This window comes from Vibrio nigripulchritudo, from assembly GCF_027924785.1.
Taxonomy (GTDB): domain Bacteria; phylum Pseudomonadota; class Gammaproteobacteria; order Enterobacterales; family Vibrionaceae; genus Vibrio; species Vibrio nigripulchritudo.
In genome coordinates this window covers 817,110-836,784 of sequence record NZ_AP027050.1, presented here as the reverse complement: position 1 = coordinate 836,784, position 19,675 = coordinate 817,110, and the positions used below count along the sequence as shown (strand labels likewise).

Annotated in this window: 11 protein-coding genes and 1 pseudogene; 7 read left to right on the top strand and 5 right to left on the bottom strand. The window is 45.9% G+C overall.

Annotated elements, in window-relative coordinates:
• Positions 1–55: 55 nt before the first annotated feature.
• The 3 genes from QMG91_RS22125 to gcvP are packed head-to-tail and all read left to right on the top strand — an operon-like array spanning position 56 to position 4,667.
• Positions 56–1,354, top strand: a complete 1,299-nt coding sequence (locus tag QMG91_RS22125; RefSeq protein WP_281832290.1) for a serine hydroxymethyltransferase — start codon at positions 56–58, stop codon at positions 1,352–1,354.
• A gap of 37 nt (positions 1,355–1,391) precedes the next feature.
• The gene (gene gcvH / locus QMG91_RS22120; protein WP_004408901.1) at positions 1,392–1,772 is read left to right on the top strand and encodes a glycine cleavage system protein GcvH; all 381 of its coding nucleotides are present in this window, start codon (positions 1,392–1,394) and stop codon (positions 1,770–1,772) included.
• Between the two features lie 30 nt (positions 1,773–1,802).
• Entirely contained in the window at positions 1,803–4,667 is a 2,865-nt protein-coding gene (gcvP, locus tag QMG91_RS22115) for an aminomethyl-transferring glycine dehydrogenase (RefSeq protein WP_281832286.1), read from the top strand.
• Between the two features lie 190 nt (positions 4,668–4,857).
• Here the strand turns inward: gcvP and QMG91_RS22110 are convergent, their stop codons facing one another.
• Together QMG91_RS22110 and QMG91_RS22105 are read right to left on the bottom strand one after the other, a co-directional pair.
• The gene (locus QMG91_RS22110) at positions 4,858–8,967 is read right to left on the bottom strand and encodes an esterase/lipase family protein (protein WP_281832284.1); all 4,110 of its coding nucleotides are present in this window, start codon (positions 8,965–8,967) and stop codon (positions 4,858–4,860) included.
• Between the two features lie 388 nt (positions 8,968–9,355).
• A pseudogene (locus QMG91_RS22105) lies at positions 9,356–9,577 on the bottom strand (DUF5062 family protein); the annotation flags it as partial.
• 393 nt (positions 9,578–9,970) lie between these two features.
• Between QMG91_RS22105 and QMG91_RS22100 the strand changes: the two are divergent.
• Complete coding sequence (locus QMG91_RS22100; RefSeq protein WP_281832281.1) at positions 9,971–10,321, top strand: hypothetical protein; 351 nt, start codon at positions 9,971–9,973, stop codon at positions 10,319–10,321.
• A 331-nt stretch (positions 10,322–10,652) separates the two neighbouring features.
• Here the strand turns inward: QMG91_RS22100 and QMG91_RS22095 are convergent, their stop codons facing one another.
• Complete coding sequence (locus QMG91_RS22095) at positions 10,653–10,913, bottom strand: DUF5062 family protein (RefSeq protein WP_004408908.1); 261 nt, start codon at positions 10,911–10,913, stop codon at positions 10,653–10,655.
• Between the two features lie 280 nt (positions 10,914–11,193).
• On the opposite strand from QMG91_RS22095, the gene QMG91_RS22090 reads away from it, so the two are divergent.
• Both QMG91_RS22090 and QMG91_RS22085 read left to right on the top strand, forming a co-directional pair.
• On the top strand, positions 11,194–11,772 hold the full coding sequence (locus QMG91_RS22090) for a TetR/AcrR family transcriptional regulator (protein WP_281832278.1): 579 nt from the start codon (positions 11,194–11,196) through the stop codon (positions 11,770–11,772).
• 16 nt (positions 11,773–11,788) lie between these two features.
• Entirely contained in the window at positions 11,789–12,268 is a 480-nt protein-coding gene (locus QMG91_RS22085; RefSeq protein WP_281832275.1) for a nuclear transport factor 2 family protein, read from the top strand.
• Positions 12,269–12,347: 79 nt separating this feature from the next.
• Here the strand turns inward: QMG91_RS22085 and QMG91_RS22080 are convergent, their stop codons facing one another.
• Both QMG91_RS22080 and QMG91_RS22075 read right to left on the bottom strand, forming a co-directional pair.
• Positions 12,348–14,795 carry a molybdopterin guanine dinucleotide-containing S/N-oxide reductase gene (locus tag QMG91_RS22080; RefSeq protein ID WP_281832272.1) on the bottom strand — a complete coding sequence of 816 codons (2,448 nt, stop codon included), beginning with the start codon at positions 14,793–14,795 and terminating at the stop codon, positions 12,348–12,350.
• An 18-nt stretch (positions 14,796–14,813) separates the two neighbouring features.
• Positions 14,814–15,908, bottom strand: coding sequence for a NapC/NirT family cytochrome c (locus tag QMG91_RS22075; RefSeq protein WP_281832270.1), 1,095 nt, complete (start codon positions 15,906–15,908; stop codon positions 14,814–14,816).
• Between the two features lie 406 nt (positions 15,909–16,314).
• Between QMG91_RS22075 and QMG91_RS22070 the strand changes: the two genes are divergently transcribed.
• Positions 16,315–19,635 carry a S41 family peptidase gene (locus tag QMG91_RS22070; protein ID WP_281832268.1) on the top strand — a complete coding sequence of 1,107 codons (3,321 nt, stop codon included), beginning with the start codon at positions 16,315–16,317 and terminating at the stop codon, positions 19,633–19,635.
• Positions 19,636–19,675 lie beyond the last annotated feature (40 nt).

The window sequence follows — 19,675 nt, the reverse complement described above, 5'->3', positions numbered from 1 at the left end:
CGAAAGTTGACCGCTTAGAGTCACATTAAGTCAGACAAATGGAAGGTTATCTGCCATGAACAACAAGTCTTACCAAAACCACAGCCTGGAGAACTTCTTCTCTACTAACCTCTCTGCAACCGATGATGCCGTCTTTGCCGGAATTCAGGCAGAAAATGCTCGCCAGAACGATCAGATTGAGCTTATTGCCTCTGAAAACATCGTTTCTAAAGCGGTAATGCAAGCACAAGGCACATGCCTGACAAACAAATACGCAGAAGGTTATCCGGGTCGTCGTTACTACGGCGGTTGTGAACACGTTGATACCGTTGAAGCGATTGCTATCGAACGAGCGAAAAAACTGTTCAACTGTGAATTTGCAAACGTACAACCTCACTCCGGCGCACAAGCCAATGGTGCAGTTAAACTGGCACTTCTTCAGCCAGGCGATACCATTTTAGGCATGTCACTGGACGCTGGCGGTCACCTGACTCACGGTGCTCGCCCTGCCCTTTCAGGCAAATGGTTCAACGCCGTTCAATATGGCGTGGACAAAGAAACACTAGAAATCAATTACGAAGATGTTCGTGCTCTGGCAAAAGAACACCAACCAAAAATGATCATTGCTGGTGGCAGCGCCATTCCTCGCGTGATTGATTTTCCTAAATTCCGTGAAATCGCGGACGAAGTGGGCGCGATTCTAATGGTAGATATGGCGCACATTGCGGGTCTTATCGCAACTGGCGCACACCCAAGCCCACTGCCACACGCTCATGTTGTCACTACAACAACTCACAAAACACTTCGCGGTCCTCGCGGTGGCATGATTCTGACTAATCACGAAGACGTCATCAAAAAAATCAACTCCGCAGTATTCCCTGGTTTGCAGGGCGGTCCTCTCATGCACGTGATCGCTGCAAAAGCCGTCGCGTTTGGTGAAGCTTTGGGACCAGAATTCAAAACTTACATTGATACTGTGGTTAGTAACGCAAAAGTTTTAGCCGAAGTGTTGCAAAATCGTGGCTGTGACATAGTGACTGGTGGCACCGACACTCATCTGATGCTGGTTGACCTTCGCCCGAAAGGACTGAAAGGCAATCAGACGGAAGAAGCGTTGGAGCGCGCTGGCATCACATGTAACAAAAACGGCATACCATTTGATTCAGAGAAGCCTATGATTACATCAGGCATTCGCTTAGGTACGCCTGCCGGAACAAGCCGCGGTTTCGGTAATGAAGAATTTAAACAGATCGGAGAGTGGATCGGTGATGTACTTGACGGCTTAGTTGAAAGCCCTGAAGGCAACGCAGAAATCGAGCAACGCGTTAAGAAACAAGTGAAAGAGCTCTGCAATCGCTTCCCACTCTACCAATAATATTAAACATCCCTAGGAATTTTTTGGAGATAATTCAATGGATAATACACTGAAGTTTGCTGATAGCCACGAGTGGGTTAAAGACAATGGTGACGGCACCGTAACTATCGGTATCTCAGAGCACGCTCAGCAAATGCTTGGCGACGTCGTATTCGTAGACCTGCCAGACGCAGGCGACGACATTGAAGCTGGCGACAGCTTTTCTTTGGTTGAATCTGTAAAAGCTGCGTCAGACATCTACGCACCAATTACAGGTGAAATCCTTGAAATCAACGAAGAGCTGGAAGACAGCCCAGAGCTAATTAACGAAGAACCGTATGAAGGCGGTTGGATCGTTAAAGTGAAGCTGCAAGACGCTTCTGAACTGGACAACCTGAAAGATTCAGAAGAATACCTTAACAGTATTGAAGACGAATAAATAATCGACGAGTCGCGGTAGATAGAGATTATGACAGAGTTACTTCACCACCTAAGCACGGACAACGAGTTCATTGCACGCCATAACGGCCCTAACAATGCAGAGCAACAACACATGCTGGATGCCATCAAGTCATCCAGCCTGGACGCTCTGATTGAAGAAACCGTTCCTGCTCAAATTCGCCTTGAATCGCCAATGAGCGAAGCTGCTCCTATGAGCGAAGCAAACATGCTTGAGGCGATGAAACAATTTGCCAACCAAAACCAAATCAAGCGTACTTTCATTGGTCAGGGTTACTACAACACCTTTACACCAAACGTGATTTTACGTAACGTGCTGGAAAACCCAGGTTGGTACACAGCTTACACCCCATATCAGCCTGAGATTTCTCAGGGTCGTCTTGAAGCCTTGTTGAATTACCAACAAATGGTGATGGACTTAACGGGTATGGAAATCGCGAACGCCTCACTGCTGGATGAAGCAACGGCAGCGGCAGAAGCAATGACTCTGTGTAAGCGCGCAGGTAAAAGCAAGAGCAACGTGTTTTTCGTTGCCGACGATGTGCACCCTCAAACCCTTGCCGTGATCCAAACACGTGCAGAGTTTATTGGTTTTGAGGTGGTGACAGGTTCTGTTGAATCTCTATCTGATCACGACGTATTCGGTGCGTTGGTTCAGTACCCAGGCACTACTGGTGAGGTTCGCGACCTTACCGAGGTTATCGCTGCTGCACAAGCAAAGAAAACGTTAGTGACTGTAGCAACCGATCTTTTAGCCTGTGCTTTATTGAAGCCAGCAGGTGAAATGGGCGCAGACGTCGTTATCGGTAGCGCCCAGCGTTTCGGTGTTCCAATGGGATACGGCGGTCCACACGCTGCATTCATGGCAACCCGTGACAAACATAAGCGTACTATGCCAGGTCGTGTAATCGGTGTTTCTATCGATTCAAAAGGCAACCAAGCTCTGCGTATGGCAATGCAGACTCGTGAGCAACACATTCGCCGCGAAAAAGCCACATCGAACATTTGTACTGCGCAGGCACTGCTAGCGAACATGGCGTCGTTCTTCGCAGTATTCCACGGTGCAGAAGGTCTACGTACCATCGCGCGCCGTACGCACCACATGACTGCGATTCTGGCGGCTGGTCTGACGAAAGCCGGTTACGAGCTTGCTCATAACAGCTTCTTCGATACCATCACGCTGAACACAGGCGACAAAACTGACGCCCTGCTTGAAAAAGCATTGCACGCAAACATCAACCTTCGCAAGCTGGATGGTCAAATCGGCATTAGCTTCGATGAAACCACCACTACTCAAGACGTTGAAGCGCTATTTGGCGTATTCGGTGTTGAAGAGAAAGTGGAAGCCCTGTCTGCTGAAATTGAAGGCAACGAGTTTGCAGCGATTCCAGAAGCGTGCCGTCGTGAGTCTGAGTACCTGACTCACCCAGTGTTCAATACCCACCACAGCGAAACGCAGATGATGCGTTACCTGAAGCAGCTTGAGAACAAAGACTTCTCACTAACTCACGGCATGATCCCGCTAGGCAGCTGCACAATGAAGCTGAACGCTGCGGCTGAAATGATTCCGGTCACCTGGCCAGAATTTGGCGCGATCCACCCATTCGCACCACTAGACCAGGCAGCAGGTTACACAGCCCTTGCTCAAGATCTAAAACAGAAGCTATGTGAAATCACTGGCTACGACGAATTCTCGCTGCAGCCAAACTCTGGTGCATCGGGCGAATACGCAGGTCTTATCGCGATTCAACGATACCATGCGAGCCGTGGCGAAGGTCACCGTAACGTATGTCTGATCCCAAGTTCAGCACACGGTACGAACCCAGCGACTGCTTCTATGATGTCGATGAAAGTTGTGATCGTTAAATGTGATGACGACGGCAACATCGATGTTGAAGATTTGGCAGCGAAAATCGAGAAGCACAAAGACAACCTGTCCAGCATCATGATCACCTACCCTTCTACTCACGGTGTTTACGAAGAACAAGTGAAAGAAGTGTGCGAAATGGTTCACGCCGCTGGCGGTCAGGTTTACCTTGATGGTGCCAACATGAACGCACAGGTTGGTCTGACTTCACCTGGCTTCATCGGTTCAGACGTATCTCACCTGAACTTGCACAAAACGTTCTGTATTCCACACGGTGGTGGCGGTCCGGGTATGGGTCCAATCGGTGTTAAATCGCACCTTGCACCTTTCCTGCCGGGTCACGTTGAAAACGGTGTAGAAGGTAAAGATTACGCCGTATCTGCCGCTGACTTAGGCAGTGCTTCTATCCTGCCAATCTCGTGGGCTTACATCGCGATGATGGGCACAGAAGGTCTGACAGACGCAACCAAAGTTGCGATTCTGAACGCCAACTACGTAATGGAGCGCCTGCGCCCTCATTACCCTGTTCTTTACCGTGGCACCAACGGTCGCGTAGCGCACGAATGTATTATCGATATTCGCCCGCTAAAAGAAGACACAGGCATCAGCGAAGAAGACATCGCGAAGCGTTTGATGGACTACGGTTTCCACGCGCCAACCATGTCGTTCCCAGTTGCTGGCACACTAATGGTTGAACCAACTGAATCTGAAGATTTGGCTGAGCTAGACCGCTTCTGTGACGCGATGATCGCAATCCGCGAAGAGATGGCAAAAGTGAAAGAAGGCGAATGGCCACTGGACAACAACCCACTGGTTAACGCACCTCACACTCAAGCAGACCTGTCTGAAGCAGAGTGGAACCGCCCTTACTCTCGCGAGCTAGCGTGCTTCCCATCTGTACAAGCAAAAGCATCGAAATACTGGCCAACGGTTAACCGCGTAGACAACGTTTACGGCGACCGTAACCTAATTTGCTCTTGCCCAAGTATTGAGAGCTATGAAGACTAATTTTTAGGATTCAGTAAAAACTTTAAAGGCGAACCGATTGGTTCGCCTTTTTGTTTTGTGATGGTTAGTACTTCTAACTTAGTATTGGACAAAAGCAAGCTAGCTCCTTTGCTCTAGATTTTGAGGTTTGGATTAGGAAATATATGGCTAACTCTCTAATGAGCAAGAGCCAGCCAGTATTCCTCTAAATTCACCATTCAAACCGTTCTTCTGATTGCCTTGACTCTAACTCTTCGTCGGCTCTTTCTCGTTCTACTCTTTTTTCTAGCTTGCTAAGTATCATTTTCATACTTTCTACAACATCAGGGTTTTCATGGGAAAGAAGCTCCTCAAATATTTCAGCTCTTTGTTCAATTACAGATGCACGTGAACCACTCCAAGACATCGGGATTGCAGCCCTTTCGAAAGCTTCAATCACTAACAACGGTTCAGGACTTTCGTTGACTAGCGCTTTTGCCAAGTCGGTTAGTTTAAGGTGTTCACCATTCTTTTCATATGGAGTGATCGATGATGCTAGAGTTTTAAATCTGTATATTGGTGATTCCTTGCACCAAGCTATAGCTTTATCAATAGGGAGCTTGGATAATGGGCTTGTTTCTCTAGATAAATGACTCGTTGCGATTTGATCAGACACATTGTCATCCTTGAGAAATACATCTAAGGCTTGGGTCGGCTGTAGTTCGATTAAAGTTGATAGAAACTCCCCATAGTCAAAAGCATAAACTTTATAAGTAGCTATGCCTTCAAACAATTTTTTGAACAGAGTGTTAGCATCTTCCCCAGCCTCATCTTCCAAAAAACATACTTTAGCTATCTGCGTCAAAGAATAATCTCGGCCACCATAGTCTCGTTGTTCTCGGCTATAATCATGCTTCAGTAAGAACTCCCTGCATTTTTTAATCAAATCCACACTAGGAGCATAAATGGCTTGTCTCTCCAATCCATGAAACCTCATGGTTAGTATTTCAATAACTGCGCTGTGCCCATTTGGTTGCAACCAAAGCAAATCCAAGATAGTAATTAAATCAAAGTCAGATACTGACTCATGCCGTCTACCAGATGCCATATTTCGGTACATCCAGCTCGGAGAAGTATTGTTTTTTAACGATGTTATGAGCCTACCTACAGCAACTTCATCTAGAGGACAATCAAACTGCACCAATGGGTATATCTGACTTAGTCTATCGCTGTTTAATAAGTAATCTAAAATCAATTGTGCTTTATCAGAGTCATTATCGTAAATGTATCTAACAAAACCTCCGACAAAGTTCGAGTTTACTTTTTCGATTTCTAGCTTCTCTAGGCAGGTGGCGATATCCTCCCATACCTTTTCAATATCATTTATTCCGCTCGCTACTCCATAACCAAATCTAAATAGGTGGTTGTTAGTACTCATAGTTGTAAGAATCCGAGCTAACTTGTTTATAAGATAGTTATAATGTCCTTGAGCAACATGTGTGCCTAGTTCTTCTGCGAGTTCTTGAGCTTTTTCATAGCCCCATTTTACCGTTTCACCTTCTTCATTTAGCTCATCAAGACCGAAGTAATCATGGTTATCAGCAAATACATATAGCTCCATTTGACCATCTAGATCTTGAGCCGCAATAGTTGCCCTCAACATTTTAAGTCGGTTTTTGTGCTCTTTCGTCATTGATGCTGAATCAAACCGCAATGTTGCCCCTAAAGCCAGCCAGCCTCGTGGCCATCCCCCTTTGCTACAGAAGCTTTTGGATATAGATTCGAGATCATCGTGTAGTTCAGCTATTTTCCATAGCCCCCTAATATGACTAGCAAAAACCTCTTTGATACGCTCATCAATAACATTCCCTGACGAAGCAAGATTCCGAATAAGCAATAAGTATTCACGATACCAAGAAAGCACATCCTTTCGACTTTGAGGCTCGTAACCAAAGTCTCTTGATTTAGCACCAAAATCAAAACCATAACTTGATGAAAAATGGTAAGTCTTTAGCGAGCTATCGAGTAACTCATATCCCAGTTCTCTTTCGTTTTCATTCGTGCTATCTATGAGTTTACCAATGCAGTTAACTCGACGTTCCACTTTAGCGTGTGTACCTGATAGATAAAGCTGGAACAAACTACAAAGTAAGCTTCTAACTGAGTTGTTATTTTCTCCTTTTTTTTCAGATAATGCGAAACGACAGAGCAGATCAAAGCATTGACCGAACAAGTCATCTTCATATGCTAGAGAACGAAGAAGCCTTGTAATTGATATGTAGTGAGGGTTCTCCCTACTTAAGAAATCTGAATCACATTTTGCTCTTTGCTCCAGATAGGTGAGCACTTCATTCGGAATAACTGGGGCAATATTGCCCAACAATGAGATCGATAAGTCGTCACTACCTTTTTTAAAAAGTAGATCTATTACTCCATCAGCCTCTAGCCAAAATGATGCTAGCTTAACAGCTTCTTCGCTATCATTAAGGTACCCAATACGACGTGAAAATGACTTAAGCAGTCTTGGTTGTGTGTTGCTGTTTATGAACTTAACAACATTTGAATGTGGTACGTTCTGCAACGCTAAACGGGCTAGTCTATTCGCAATAGGGTGAGGTAATATCGCCATCCAAATACTACGTTCTTGCGCTAAGTTTCGTCGTTTCAGCTCTTTAGCAAACTTGTACATTTCATGAGGAGGAAGCATTACTATTCCACCGAGTAACTTTAATTCTTCACTAAAGTCATCTTCAGATTCCAACTGAAATGAATAAGCTAATGATAACCCCTCGGCTGCTTTTTCTAAGCCAATATCTGAATCATGGCGCTGATGAAACAGCCTTTTAAACAACTCTTCATCTTTTAATCTGGATATGTTTTCATCTTTCTCAACAGTACAGGCAAGTGCATTAGCCACTCTTGCATTACCGCCTGAAAAATCAGCGATTTTCTCAGTGGTTTGTTTACTTAAATGAGGGAATCTTGATGAAATCATTGCTTCGATAAGCTCACTAGAACTTGGCTCTAAAGTATAAACTTCAGTTTCCTCTGGCTGATCTTCTCTAACGTCGTATTCAACAGTTAGGATTCTAGCTTTGCTGTTATCTTTACATAAATTGGTAAGTTCACGATGCAAGTCGGGGGCACAGTTATCCACTACAATAACGGACTGAATATTGTCTCTAACAAGCCGTTCGACTAAAACTCGTGGAGTGGGTGAAGGAGATAGACTAATGTCCGAATAGAACACGCTCTCTTTATCAAGAGCATTTTCCCCGATTCTGTCATCAAATAGTGCTTGTACGAAGCGAGTTTTACCTACACCTGACAGCCCGACTAAACGAATAGACGCGCCAGCTTTGAGTAAGCGATTTCGAAGCAAATTCAATGCATCAACTGTAGCTAACCCTTCTGAGTCATTAGAGGAAGAATTGTGAAGGCGCACAGCTTGATCTAATATGTATTCTTCCTCAATGCCCTTTGGGCACTTAGCCCAATTACCATACTCCTCCCAGCCACTGTAATCTCTCCCAAAATTAGCTCGTAACCAACTAGCTTGTTTGGATAGTGTATCTTCAGCCACAAACTTCTTAATATGCTTATATATATCGTCTTGTTTTGCAGATGGCTTACTTATATTAATATGATGAGCATCTATTGGAATTGCCCGTTCTTTTAAGCCTGGATCTGAGCTATCAGCCTTAACAATCCTTCCAAATATTAAATATGGCTTGGTTTCAACCAACACTAAATGCCGAATGTCTTTATCGTGACACCATCCTCGATACCAAGTATTCAGATCACGTAGAGTGGCATCGTTGCGCTCTAATGAGGCAGTTGCCGCAGAAGGTTGATGTAAGAACAGCTTGAGAAACAATTGCCCGAAAAGAGAATTACCTGTTTGCGCTAGATCTGCACCAGTATGAGGTGAGCCTAAAAACGCCACACCAGTAATTCTATTTATAAGTTCAATCGCACCCTTACGCCCATTCTGATCGCTTGCCAATCTAAGTAACTGTTTAATAATTAGTCCGCCTAAGCTATGACCTACTAGTATCAACTCGCCCTTACTTAGTTGCTGCTCAGCTAAGAGTGTCTCAAGTACGTTTTGCGCTCTATCAAGGAGACCCATTCCTGAATCTCGCACAGTTAGTTTAGGAGCCTCGTAACCAATAGACCATATACATACATCTTCTATGTCCTCATGTAACCACTTAGGCCAAAAAACTTTTTCTGAATCACTCGATTGCCATGTGGTTTCAGCATTGCCACCTAATCCATGAATAAACACAACATGTTTTCTAGCTAAAGAATCGCCAGACATCAATCGTAAGTCAGCCATGCAAACCTCTATTGGTATAAATGTTATCGTTCGAATTTTATCCCAAACATTAATCACCTAATAGTTTTATTTCAACATGTTACATATAGACAAACTAAACATTAGTGATTGACACGCACAATCGTAGCCACTCAGCAGCTAAAACATTAGGCCACTCTCTCCAATTGATTGTTAGTAAACAGGTAGCCAAGTTCTTACCAATCACATTAGTTTTTGTATCTTGAAATACTCTGAATTGAATGTGACTGAAATGAATGCTCAACTCATTTCGGGGCAAAAATGTGTTAGCTAATTTCTTCCTGACAAACTTCACTCTAGATCGCAATGTAGAGCCAAGATCTAAAAGGCGAACCAGTCAGTTCGCCTTTTTGTTATTTCAATATAATTTTTATTTTAGCGGGTCGTTGTCTGGCAATGCGTTGTGAATCCATAGCGCCAGCCTGTGTTTGATGTTTGCGCCGTCCAGCTTGCTCTCGGGTAGTGGCGTGATTTGCTTGGCATCGACCAAGAATAGGTAAATCACTTTTACTTTTACGGGTTGTGGTGACTGAGGAAAGTCAAAGCCTTGCATCTTTGCCATCTTCCCAGCAATCTCAAGCGCTTTTTTAACTCAAAGGAACACTCACTTTAAGAAAACACAAAACCTATCAATTACTTTTCTACTTGCCTGCCCTTATTTTTAGTTTTCTACCAATTCCCAAACTCAGACCAAACGCATTCGTAGCGTGTTTTTCTTTGTCAGAAATGGGAACGATCCCAATCGCAAATGTAACAAAATATTTCTCAGAGACACAAAGTGACTTAATTCCCAGTAGCTGGCAAGGAACTAAAATTATCTAACTTACTGATTAGTTTGATTTATTCTTTGTTTGGTTCAAATCACAAAACTCACCTTGTGAAGAAATATTTATAACCGCGGATCAAGGTCAGACCACAATGATATTTTCGAGTGATATAAATCACAAAATAAATACAAACCGTAACTAATAAAGGTACATACGACATGATCGTTTTTGATTTATCTTCTGCTTGCACAATCTCTCACTTATTCAAAGATAGCGCGGTTCAGGCAACCACGGATTTCTTTCTTGAGGACGGTAACAAGCGTTACCGCTTGGTCGACGTGAAAAATCTTCTTGAAGAATTCGAAGGGAACGGAATGTTCCAGTCTGTGTTTATCGGCTATCGGCTCACGTTTGATGATGGCCGTGCAGTCAAAATCGACACCATCAAATCCACGGCGACGTTGATCTCTTCCCAAAACGAGAGCATTGGAGTTCCAGACAGTAAGTCATTCGACCCGAACTCAATTCAGGACTGGACGAAAGCAGGCATCAATAAATACATGTTCTGATCATCCGACACGATGTATGCGTGGGCTCAGCCCCAACGTTTTCGATCTTAGAGCAGCATGGATGCTGCCTTGACCTCATCAATAATTCAACCTAACCAAGATTTAATTCCCGCTTCCGAGTTATCTGTCGTTATCCCCTTTTGCTAGAAGGGTCCGTTTGTGCTGATCAATGGCGATGTTCTATCGGATCTCTGCAATGCAGCCCCAATAGCGGGATACTCACTTTAAGAAAACACGAAACTCATCAATTACGGCAATTGAAATAGAACAGAAACCAAGATCAAAAAGGCGAACCAGTCGGTTCGCCTTTTTGTAATTTCAATATGTTTTTTTATTTTAGCGGGTCGTTGTCTGGCAACGCGTTGTGAATCCAGAGTGCCAGCCTGTGTTTGATGTTTGCGCCGTCCAGCTTGCTCTCGGGTAGTGGCGTGATTTGCTTGGCGTCGACCAAGAATAGGTAAATCGCTTTTACTTTTACGGGTTGTGGGGACTGAGGAAGGTCAAAGCCTTGCATCTTTGCCATCTTCCCAGCAATCTCAAGCGCTTTTTTGACCAGTTTATCTTCATTATGAAGCTTAGAGCTTTTTGACATTAATTGAATCCTCTTAATCGCTTGAGCTTAGAATACATTAAGTGTCACATATGGCGTGTTAGTAAGCTCTCATATAGAAAGTAGAAGCACTCTCACATTAAAAAAACGTGAAGCCTGCCAAAAACAGTGAGTACACCAAAGCACTCCATCCTCGAACCTATCTGGAACGTTTAAAACTGTAGAAGCAAACACTTTTAAAATTTACTCGTTGACAAACTAGGTCGCATGTCCTAAATTAAAAATAGGACGTGCGACCTAGTTAATTTCAGAGAGACCATATATGCGATTGGGTAAGACAAAACTGAAGATCATTGAAGCGGCAAACACGCTGTTTTACGAGCAGGGATACGAGCACACCGCTCTGTCTCAGATCGCTAATGAAGTGGGGATCTCAAAAGGTAACTTTTATCACCACTACAAAACCAAAGACGACATTCTTGAAGCGGTACTGAACCAGCGTTTGGTCATGGTTGAACAAGCGTTGGTGTCATGGGAGTCGGAGTACAAACAGCCTGAACTTAGGATTCGCAGCTTTATTCAGTCGGCAGTAGCTACCCAATCTCAAACCCAAAAATTTGGTTGCCCTATTGGTTCATTGACGGCAGAGCTCAATAAGCTGACTCACCCTTCTCAGAATGAGATGAAAAGGTTCTTCGCCTTGTTTCGAAACTGGTTATCAAAGCAGTTTGAAGAGCTTGGTTTTCAAAGCAAAGCAGACCAGTATGCCGTGCATCTTATAACGCAGAGTCAAGGTGCAGCGTTGCTCGCACAAACATTTGAAGATGAGTCCATTGTTTCTGAGCAGGCGGAGCGAATGGAGTCGTGGCTATCAGAATTGATTGAAAGAAAAACAAGTTAAACAGTTGGAGAGAAGAATGGATACAGTAATCATTGATAAAAACAAATTTAAACGCGACTACTGGACAGAAAAAGAAAACAGCAATGCCGAACTCATCATGGATTTTGTCCAAAATATTATGAATAACCACGATTTCGAGTATGTAAAAAGCAAATACGACAACTCCAACTATGTTCAGCACAACCGCGGAATTCCAGACAAGATGATGGGTGTGATTGAGTACGTTAAGAAGTTTGCTGGTCGTTTCCCGGAGTTTTCTTATGATGTGAAAAGCGTTTATGTTGATGGTGATTACGTTACCCTGCACTCTCACGCGACAATCAAGAAATCCCACCGAGGCAACGATAAAAAAGGCATGAACATCGTCGATACATGGAGAATCAACGGCTCAGACATCGAAGAACACTGGGATGCGATTCAGCCACTCGATACCTTTATGCGTTTTTATACCCTAGTCGCTGGCGGCGCAGTTCGTAATTCCAATGGTGTTTTCTAAAAACACGCTCAGCAAGGCTGAGCTATGCATAAAAAACTGAAGCCAGCAGATGCTGGCTTCGATTTTTTAGGTTTCAACGTCAGGCATTTTTTGGTGGTGTGAATGCCGTTAGTTCGAGCGCTGGACCTTCGTATTTTTCAATTCTCACTAAGGATGAATTAGCAGCGCAGCCGTTGGCTAACCGAGATGTTGGAATGTCTAAAGTCAGTGCGTTGGCACAACCGTTTTTGCACAAACCCGATTTGTGGTCGAGGTCTAGCCACCCTCCTTCGTGAATACATACGGAACCTTGCTTGATCCCGTCAGTGACTAATGCGCCCACCAGCACCTGTCCGCGGTCATTGAATGCACGTACCAGATCTCCCTGCTTGATGCCTCTTGCCTTGGCATCCTCAGTATGGATGGAGATCGGCTCGCGATTGGCGATGGCGTAGTCTTCACGAATCGCGGCGTAGTTAAACTGGCTATGTAAGCGATGAGCGGCATGGGCAGTAACGAGTTGCAACTCACCGTCTTTCGCACTTCCAGTGTATTCCGTTGGTTCTAGCCATGTTGGGTGTGCCGGGCAATCTTCCAAGGCATAGCTTTCGATGGTTTTTGAGAATATCTCGATCTTTCCACTGGGTGTACCCAATGGATTGAGCACAGGATCTTTACGAAAATCAGCATGACGGACAAACTTCGCAGCTTTCTTGTTGAACTTCATTTCAATCAGCTCATTCTTGCTCCAGAACTGTCCAAATTTTGGCATGCGGATACGCGCTGTGCGTCCGGCTTTTTGGGCTGTTTCGTAAAACGATTTGAGCCACCCCATTTCGTCTTTGCCTTCAGTGAAAACATCTTTCCCACCGGATTTCAGTTTTTCAGCCATATCGGCAAATACATCAAAGTCGTTTCGGGCTTCTCCCTGAGGTTCCACCACCTGCTTCATCGGTACGAGATGCTGGTTACTGTAGTCCCCTGTCATCGTCATATCGTTTCGTTCGAACGAGGTTGTAATGGGCAGGACAATATCGGCATGCTTAGCCGCGGCAGTCCAGTACGGCTCGGATATGACGATCAGCTCTGGTTTTTGCCACGCTTTAATCAGTCGATTGCTGTCTTGATGATGCGTAAAGTTCGCGCCACCTGCCCACCAGATCATTTTGATGTCTGGGAACGTGAGATCGTGACCGTTGTGTTTAAAAGATTTACCCGGATTTTCCAGAGCTTCAACAATTCGCGCTACTGGGAACGCATTCACCGCGCCAGAGACTGCCCAGTCATTCCCTGCTGAAGAACCGCCGCCAACAGATGCGGATATGGCAGGAAGCACTGCAGCATCACGCGTTGGGTTTCCTCCGTTGGAATAGTGATAAGACAAACCAAATCCACCGCCCGGCAAACCAATCTGCCCCAGCATCGAAGCTAGCGTTACCAGCATCCAGTGGCGCTGTTCTCCGTATTGCTGGCGCTGGATTCCCCATCCAGACATCAACAATGTGCGGTGTTTACTGAAAATATCTGCCAGCACTTCTAGCTGCTTCGCGGGTACGCCACAGATATTCGATGCCCACGCTGCGGATTTTTCAACGCCGTCTTCTTTACCGAGAAGATAGCTTTCAAAACGGTCGTATCCGGTGGTGTACTTGTTAAGAAATGCTTTGTCGTGTTTGTTATTTTTGACCAGTGTATGGGCAATCCCCATCATCATTGCGACATCAGTCATTGGATGAGGCGCAATCCATTGAACGCTGTCACCTAAGAAATCAATGGTCTCGGAACGCATTGGATCGATGGCGATCAGCGTTTTGCCCGATTTCTTCAACTGATGGAAAAATTCTAGCCCCTGACAGTCTGTTGAAGTCCAGGCAATCTTGAGCGTGTTTAAAGGGTTCATTCCCCAAAGCACCACCACATCACTGTGTTCGAGTACGACAGGGTAAGTGGTTTGTTGCTCGTACACTTCGATAGAGCCCATAACGTGCGGCATGATAACTTGTGCCGCCCCTGTCGAATAATCCCCAAGGTGCCCTGAGTAACCACCCGCCATACTCATGTAGCGCTGCAAAAGTGTCTGAGCTTTGTGCAATACACCACTGGATCGCCAACCGTAAGAACCCGCAAAGATCGATTCAGCTCCATGAGCCTGCCGGATTCGCATGTGCTGTTCATGAATCAAAGCGTAAGCGTCATCCCAGGATACGCGGACAAACTCGTCTTTTCCTCGTTCTCCAGCTGGTGCCGACGGATTGGCAAGATACCCTTTGCGAACCATCGGATACTTGACGCGGGCTTTAGTGTGCACCTGATCCGGTCCCGTCACCTGCAAGCTGTTTGCAACGGTTTGAGCAAGCGCATTTTTGGTCGAAATCAGTTTTCCATCTTTTACTTCACACAAGATAGGTCCCATGCGACCGGCGGTCAGCACACCAGAACCTCGCTTCGTCTTCGCCAGTGCCGACAAAGGGGTAAACGAAGTGAACGCCAGCGCGCCTGCGGTCATACTGGTTCCTTTAAGGAAACCTCGACGTGTTAATTCAGTCATAATGCTATCCTTCTCTATTTAGTGCCCAGCCACGTCTTTGGCGTGGTGCTGGAAGAACTTGGTAAGTATTTCCAAATCAGGTTCTGAAATGTCGGTTCGTTCGCCCATGCTCTTGGCTACAGGTCCCCATGCATTGACAGTAAAATGATTAGCCGGGATCTTGGAATGGCATGTCGCGCAGTAAACGTTGTCGAGCTCCGTGGCATACGCCCATATAGGCTCTGGAGAATCCAGCACTGGTGCACTCGTGGTCGCGGTGAGCGTAGCGGTTCGCCACTCGTTCCCGTATTCATCGGCTTCATAGTCACCATGTTTAACGGCTGTCTGCCCTTGTTCGGAGAGCATGGCGACTATCGCTCGCTGCCCTCTTCCTAGGTAAAGCACCTGTTCTGCCCCTTTCATCTGATAAGCCTCTAGGCGAACCTCTCGGGAGGTTGGGGTCTGGGCAATAACTTCGAGTTTGGTGGTGGGTCGGATTGAACCGTACTCTCCGATTTCTGCATCAGAAACGGTGTACACATATTTTGCGGAATCTGGTGTCTGATCAGTCAATGCCATTAAACGTTCAAACGCTTCGCTGTCCATTTCTGGCTCCGGGGCAAAATGAGCGACACCTTTGTGACAATCAATACAGGTTTGTGAATTTTCTATTCCGTATTGATGCATTTTGGCGGCGTCTTCGGTCTGCTCGTACAGATCCATTGCACCGAACTCATGGCAAGATCGGCAAGTGGCTGAGTCATTGGCTCGCATTTGTTCCCATACGGTTTCAGCCATGGCAACGCGGTGGGTTTCATACAGCTCTTCATCGCCAATTTTCCCGGTCACAAATTCGTGGTAGATGTCTTTCGTTGCCCGAATTTTGGTAATGATGTAATCAATGGGTTGATTCGGGATATGGCAATCGGAACATTCCGCGCGAATGCCCTTTCCATTGGTGAAATGCACCGACCCCTGATATTCCTCATAGGGAATTTGCATCGAGTGGCAAGACAAACAAAATGAAGTGCTGGAGGTGTAGTGCATGACAGCTGCTGAGCCCCCTAAAAGAGCCCAACCGATCAGTACACCCATTGCGATTAATACCGTGATATAACGTTTTTTGTTTTTCATAATTTGAAACACTTATTCACACAATCACACGATTCACTTTAGGTGTACTCCTAAAGTGGTAGTTTCATTTTGATCCACATCATACCCACTCTCTTATTGTGGTTTTTGTCATTAAAACTGATAGATTCATCAATATAGAATACCAACGCAGTGTGTTCTGCTTAATGACCAGATATCGAAAGCTGGGTTCTAGAGATCTGCGTTGACGATAATGAGAAATGTCGGGCAGTTATCGAAGTACTGTTAAATTGGGGCTGTGAGGCGTTAGATAAGGCAAGGCACGTATTTGCCTTTTTCATTTTTTACCGTCAATAAATGTGCTGATAAGGTTGACCAATCGTCCAGAATAGATAATAACTATCAAAAACTTAATAACTATAAATTCTAAAAATAGAAGGAAACAGACATGGGTCAATCTATGCGCTTCACGCTGCTTGCTGCGTTGATTTCTGGCGCTTTTTCATCTGCCCACGCGACGCAAACAGCGCCTGCAGACTCTTCTCAATCAGATGCTCCACTGTGGTTAAGACACACGGCACTCTCGCCAGACGGCAAACAGCTGGCTTTTACCTACAAAAGCAAAATTTACCTCGTATCCAGTGAAGGGGGCGAAGCCCGCGCCATTACCAGCGGCGATTTCTACCCTCACAGTTTAATATGGGGACCAGACAATCAAACGCTGGCATTCGCCGCCAACCCATATGGCAATGACGACGTGTTTACTGTGTCTCTTAAAAACGGAAAGATGATTCGTCACACTTACCATTCTGGGTCGGATGTTCCTACTTCGTTTACTGAAAACGGCGACGCACTGCTTTTCAGTACAACGCGAATTTCCAGCAAGGAACAGGATTTTTACAGCTTGCCTGAATGGTCGCTGAGTCCGTTAGGCAACCATTTGTACCGCGTTGAACTGGATTCCCAAAACGCCTCTGCTACGCTGGCAGTACCGGCCAAACATGCGGTTTGGAATCGGGATGAGAGCAAGCTGCTGTATAACTCTCCTCATAAAGATCAGCCGTTTCGTAAACACCAACGCTCTTTCGCTGTGCCGAACATTTGGCTTTACGACAAAGCCAGCGGAGAACACAAGCAACTCACAGAAAACCGAGTGGCAGCGCAACGCCCAGTCTGGAACACTGACCAGACCGGTTTTTATTATCTGAGTGAGGCTGATGGCAATTTCAACGTCTGGCTATATGACTTAGCCACCGCTGAGAAAACCCAGATTACGCATTTCGATACCCATCCTGTTCGTCACCTGACGGTGGACGACAGCGATAACCTCGCGTTTTCTTACAACGGGGAAATATACACGCTTAAAAATGGGGAATCTGACGCCCGTAAAGTGAGCATCAACATTCACCACTTTACGCCAGAACCAAGCCAATTCATTTACACCAACAAAACCACGAGGTTTGCACCTTCGGAATACGATCCGGGCGAGTTTCTTCTGAACTCGTATGGTGACATTTATGCTTACAACGCAGAAACGTCTGAAGTGAAAGCGTTAACCAAAACCATTGAAGAAGAAAAGCACGTTAATTTCACCCCAGATGGTTATGGCGCAGTTTATAGCGCCCTGCGTGATGGGAAATGGGGGCTTTACACCACGTTTTCTGACACGGAAGAAGAACTGCTGTCTGATGCCATAACCCGCGAAGAAGCCCCGCTACTGGTGTCTGACGATCACAACATCACGCATCCTAAATATTCCCCAGACGGAAACAAACTCGCTTTTGTGGTTAATGGCCGAGCCCTGCACGTTCTGGATTTAAGCGAGAGCGAAGAAGAGTCCGTTGTCGAGAAAGTCAAAGACGCAATGGTGAGTGAGGACAAATCAGTCGATCTTGGCATAGAGCTGATTGCTCCTGACCTGATCAGTAATTTCAACGGCATCGATTACGCCTGGTCACCAGATTCTTCCCAGCTGGCGGTGCATCTATCCCCTACTCCGTACTCTAACCAAATTCATGTGGTTAAAGCCGATGGCAGCAGCCCGTCGGTGAATGTTTCCCAAAGCGGGTTTATTAACGCGATGCCTAGCTGGAGTTCCGACGGACGCGTTTTGTATTGGGCAACCACCAAATACGGAGTGAAGTCTGTATCGGGAGATGATCTCGACCTCACGATAAGCGGTGTGTTTGTTAACAGCCGAGCGAAGAAAGACTTCAAAGACGATCTCGAATTACCGGAAGAAGGCGAACAGGTTCCAAGCTACGCATTCAACGAAAACAACATTGAATACCGAGAAGCTTTCCACCTGCCGTTTTCAAAGATGGTGCTGGGCGCTCATCTTCTGGGTGATAACTTGCTGGTGGTGGACGTAGAACCCGACCTATCAGGCGACTATAAAACCAACGGACTCATTTACAATATCCGAACTCAGGAGACCTACTCGGTATTTTCTAACCAGCCAGAAGCTTACGCTGTTTACGTGACTGAAAATCAGGAGTTCGCTTATCTGCTTACCGAATACGACATTATCGAAGTGGACGTAGACTCTGGGAAACGCATACGTCACCCCATCGACCTGCCCGTTGAATTTGAGGCAGAGCCAAGACGTATTGCCGCGTTCGACCAGATCGTGCGCCAGACCAAAGAGCAGTACTATCGCCGGGACATGGGCAACGTAGACTGGGATTTCTATAGCAAGAACTACCGTAAGTTTTTGCCACACATCAACAATGACCTGGACTTCGCCGAAGTATTAAGCGAGCTGAGTGGTGAACTTAATGCGTCTCACACTGGCGCTTACGGGTATGCGCCGGAAACAATGCGTTACGACGATACCGCTTCCCTTGGGCTGATCTTTGCAGAAAACATTTCAGGTGACAGCGAACCTGCGAATGAAGATTCCAGCTCTCAGGGGCTTGTTATCAGTGAGATCTTGCCCGGAGGCCCCGCGGATGTGGAAGACATCGTACTCAAACCCGGAGACCGAGTCATCGCGATCAATGGCGACCCTGTCTCTAATTTAGCGAGCCTTGCAAAGCAGTTAAATAATAAGGCACAGGTGCCGGTTTCTGTCACCTTGCAACGGGTTGAAGGACGCCACTGGCATCAGGAAATCACACCTATCGACAGCTACGAGCAATATTCGATCATTGCCAAACGCTGGGAGCTGGAGCGCCGTAATTACGTTCTTGAGAAAAGCGATGGCAAAGTCGGGTATGTTTATCTGCCTGAAATGAACTCAGCCAGCTTTGAGCACCTTAGAGCAGAAGCGTTAGGGCGATTACGTAACACGGAAACCTTAATCATTGACGTTCGGTTCAATGGCGGTGGCTTCCTTGCCGATACGCTCATTGAGTTTCTGACGGCTCAGAAAGTTGCTGATCTGGTTCCAAGAAAAGGCAAGCCAGCTTCTGATGCTGGTCGCCGCAGCTGGCTGAAACAGTCGGTCGTTCTTGCTAATGCCTCGTCTTATTCCGAAGGTTCTGCATTCAGCCAGTACTACCAAGATCTAAAAGTGGGCCCTATCGTAGGTGAGCCTGTACCGGGCACCGGAACCGCGGTGAACACAGCAGGGTCGGCTGTTTACCCAGACATCAGTTACGTGTACCCATTCCTGCCACTCAAAACGCCGGATGGTCGCTACTATGAAAATCTGGAGCTGATACCAGATGTTCAGGCATTCAATCTGCCTTCAGAAGTAGAGAACGGAATCGATAGCCAACTTGACGCAGCAATTGCGACAGCGCTTAAGCAGATTCAGCCAAAATAGCTAGGATCTGTTGACCCTAAACTCTGAAAACCACAGGCGA

Excerpts from the sequence above, each read along its gene's own strand:
- QMG91_RS22125 (WP_281832290.1), top strand. The coding sequence starts at position 56 with ATGAACAACAAGTCTTACCAAAACCACAGCCTGGAGAACTTCTTCTCT.
- gcvH (WP_004408901.1), top strand. The coding sequence starts at position 1,392 with ATGGATAATACACTGAAGTTTGCTGATAGCCACGAGTGGGTTAAAGAC.
- gcvP (WP_281832286.1), top strand. The coding sequence starts at position 1,803 with ATGACAGAGTTACTTCACCACCTAAGCACGGACAACGAGTTCATTGCA.
- QMG91_RS22110 (WP_281832284.1), bottom strand. The coding sequence starts at position 8,967 with ATGGCTGACTTACGATTGATGTCTGGCGATTCTTTAGCTAGAAAACAT.
- QMG91_RS22100 (WP_281832281.1), top strand. The coding sequence starts at position 9,971 with ATGATCGTTTTTGATTTATCTTCTGCTTGCACAATCTCTCACTTATTC.
- QMG91_RS22095 (WP_004408908.1), bottom strand. The coding sequence starts at position 10,913 with ATGTCAAAAAGCTCTAAGCTTCATAATGAAGATAAACTGGTCAAAAAA.
- QMG91_RS22090 (WP_281832278.1), top strand. The coding sequence starts at position 11,194 with ATGCGATTGGGTAAGACAAAACTGAAGATCATTGAAGCGGCAAACACG.
- QMG91_RS22085 (WP_281832275.1), top strand. The coding sequence starts at position 11,789 with ATGGATACAGTAATCATTGATAAAAACAAATTTAAACGCGACTACTGG.
- QMG91_RS22080 (WP_281832272.1), bottom strand. The coding sequence starts at position 14,795 with ATGACTGAATTAACACGTCGAGGTTTCCTTAAAGGAACCAGTATGACC.
- QMG91_RS22075 (WP_281832270.1), bottom strand. The coding sequence starts at position 15,908 with ATGAAAAACAAAAAACGTTATATCACGGTATTAATCGCAATGGGTGTA.
- QMG91_RS22070 (WP_281832268.1), top strand. The coding sequence starts at position 16,315 with ATGGGTCAATCTATGCGCTTCACGCTGCTTGCTGCGTTGATTTCTGGC.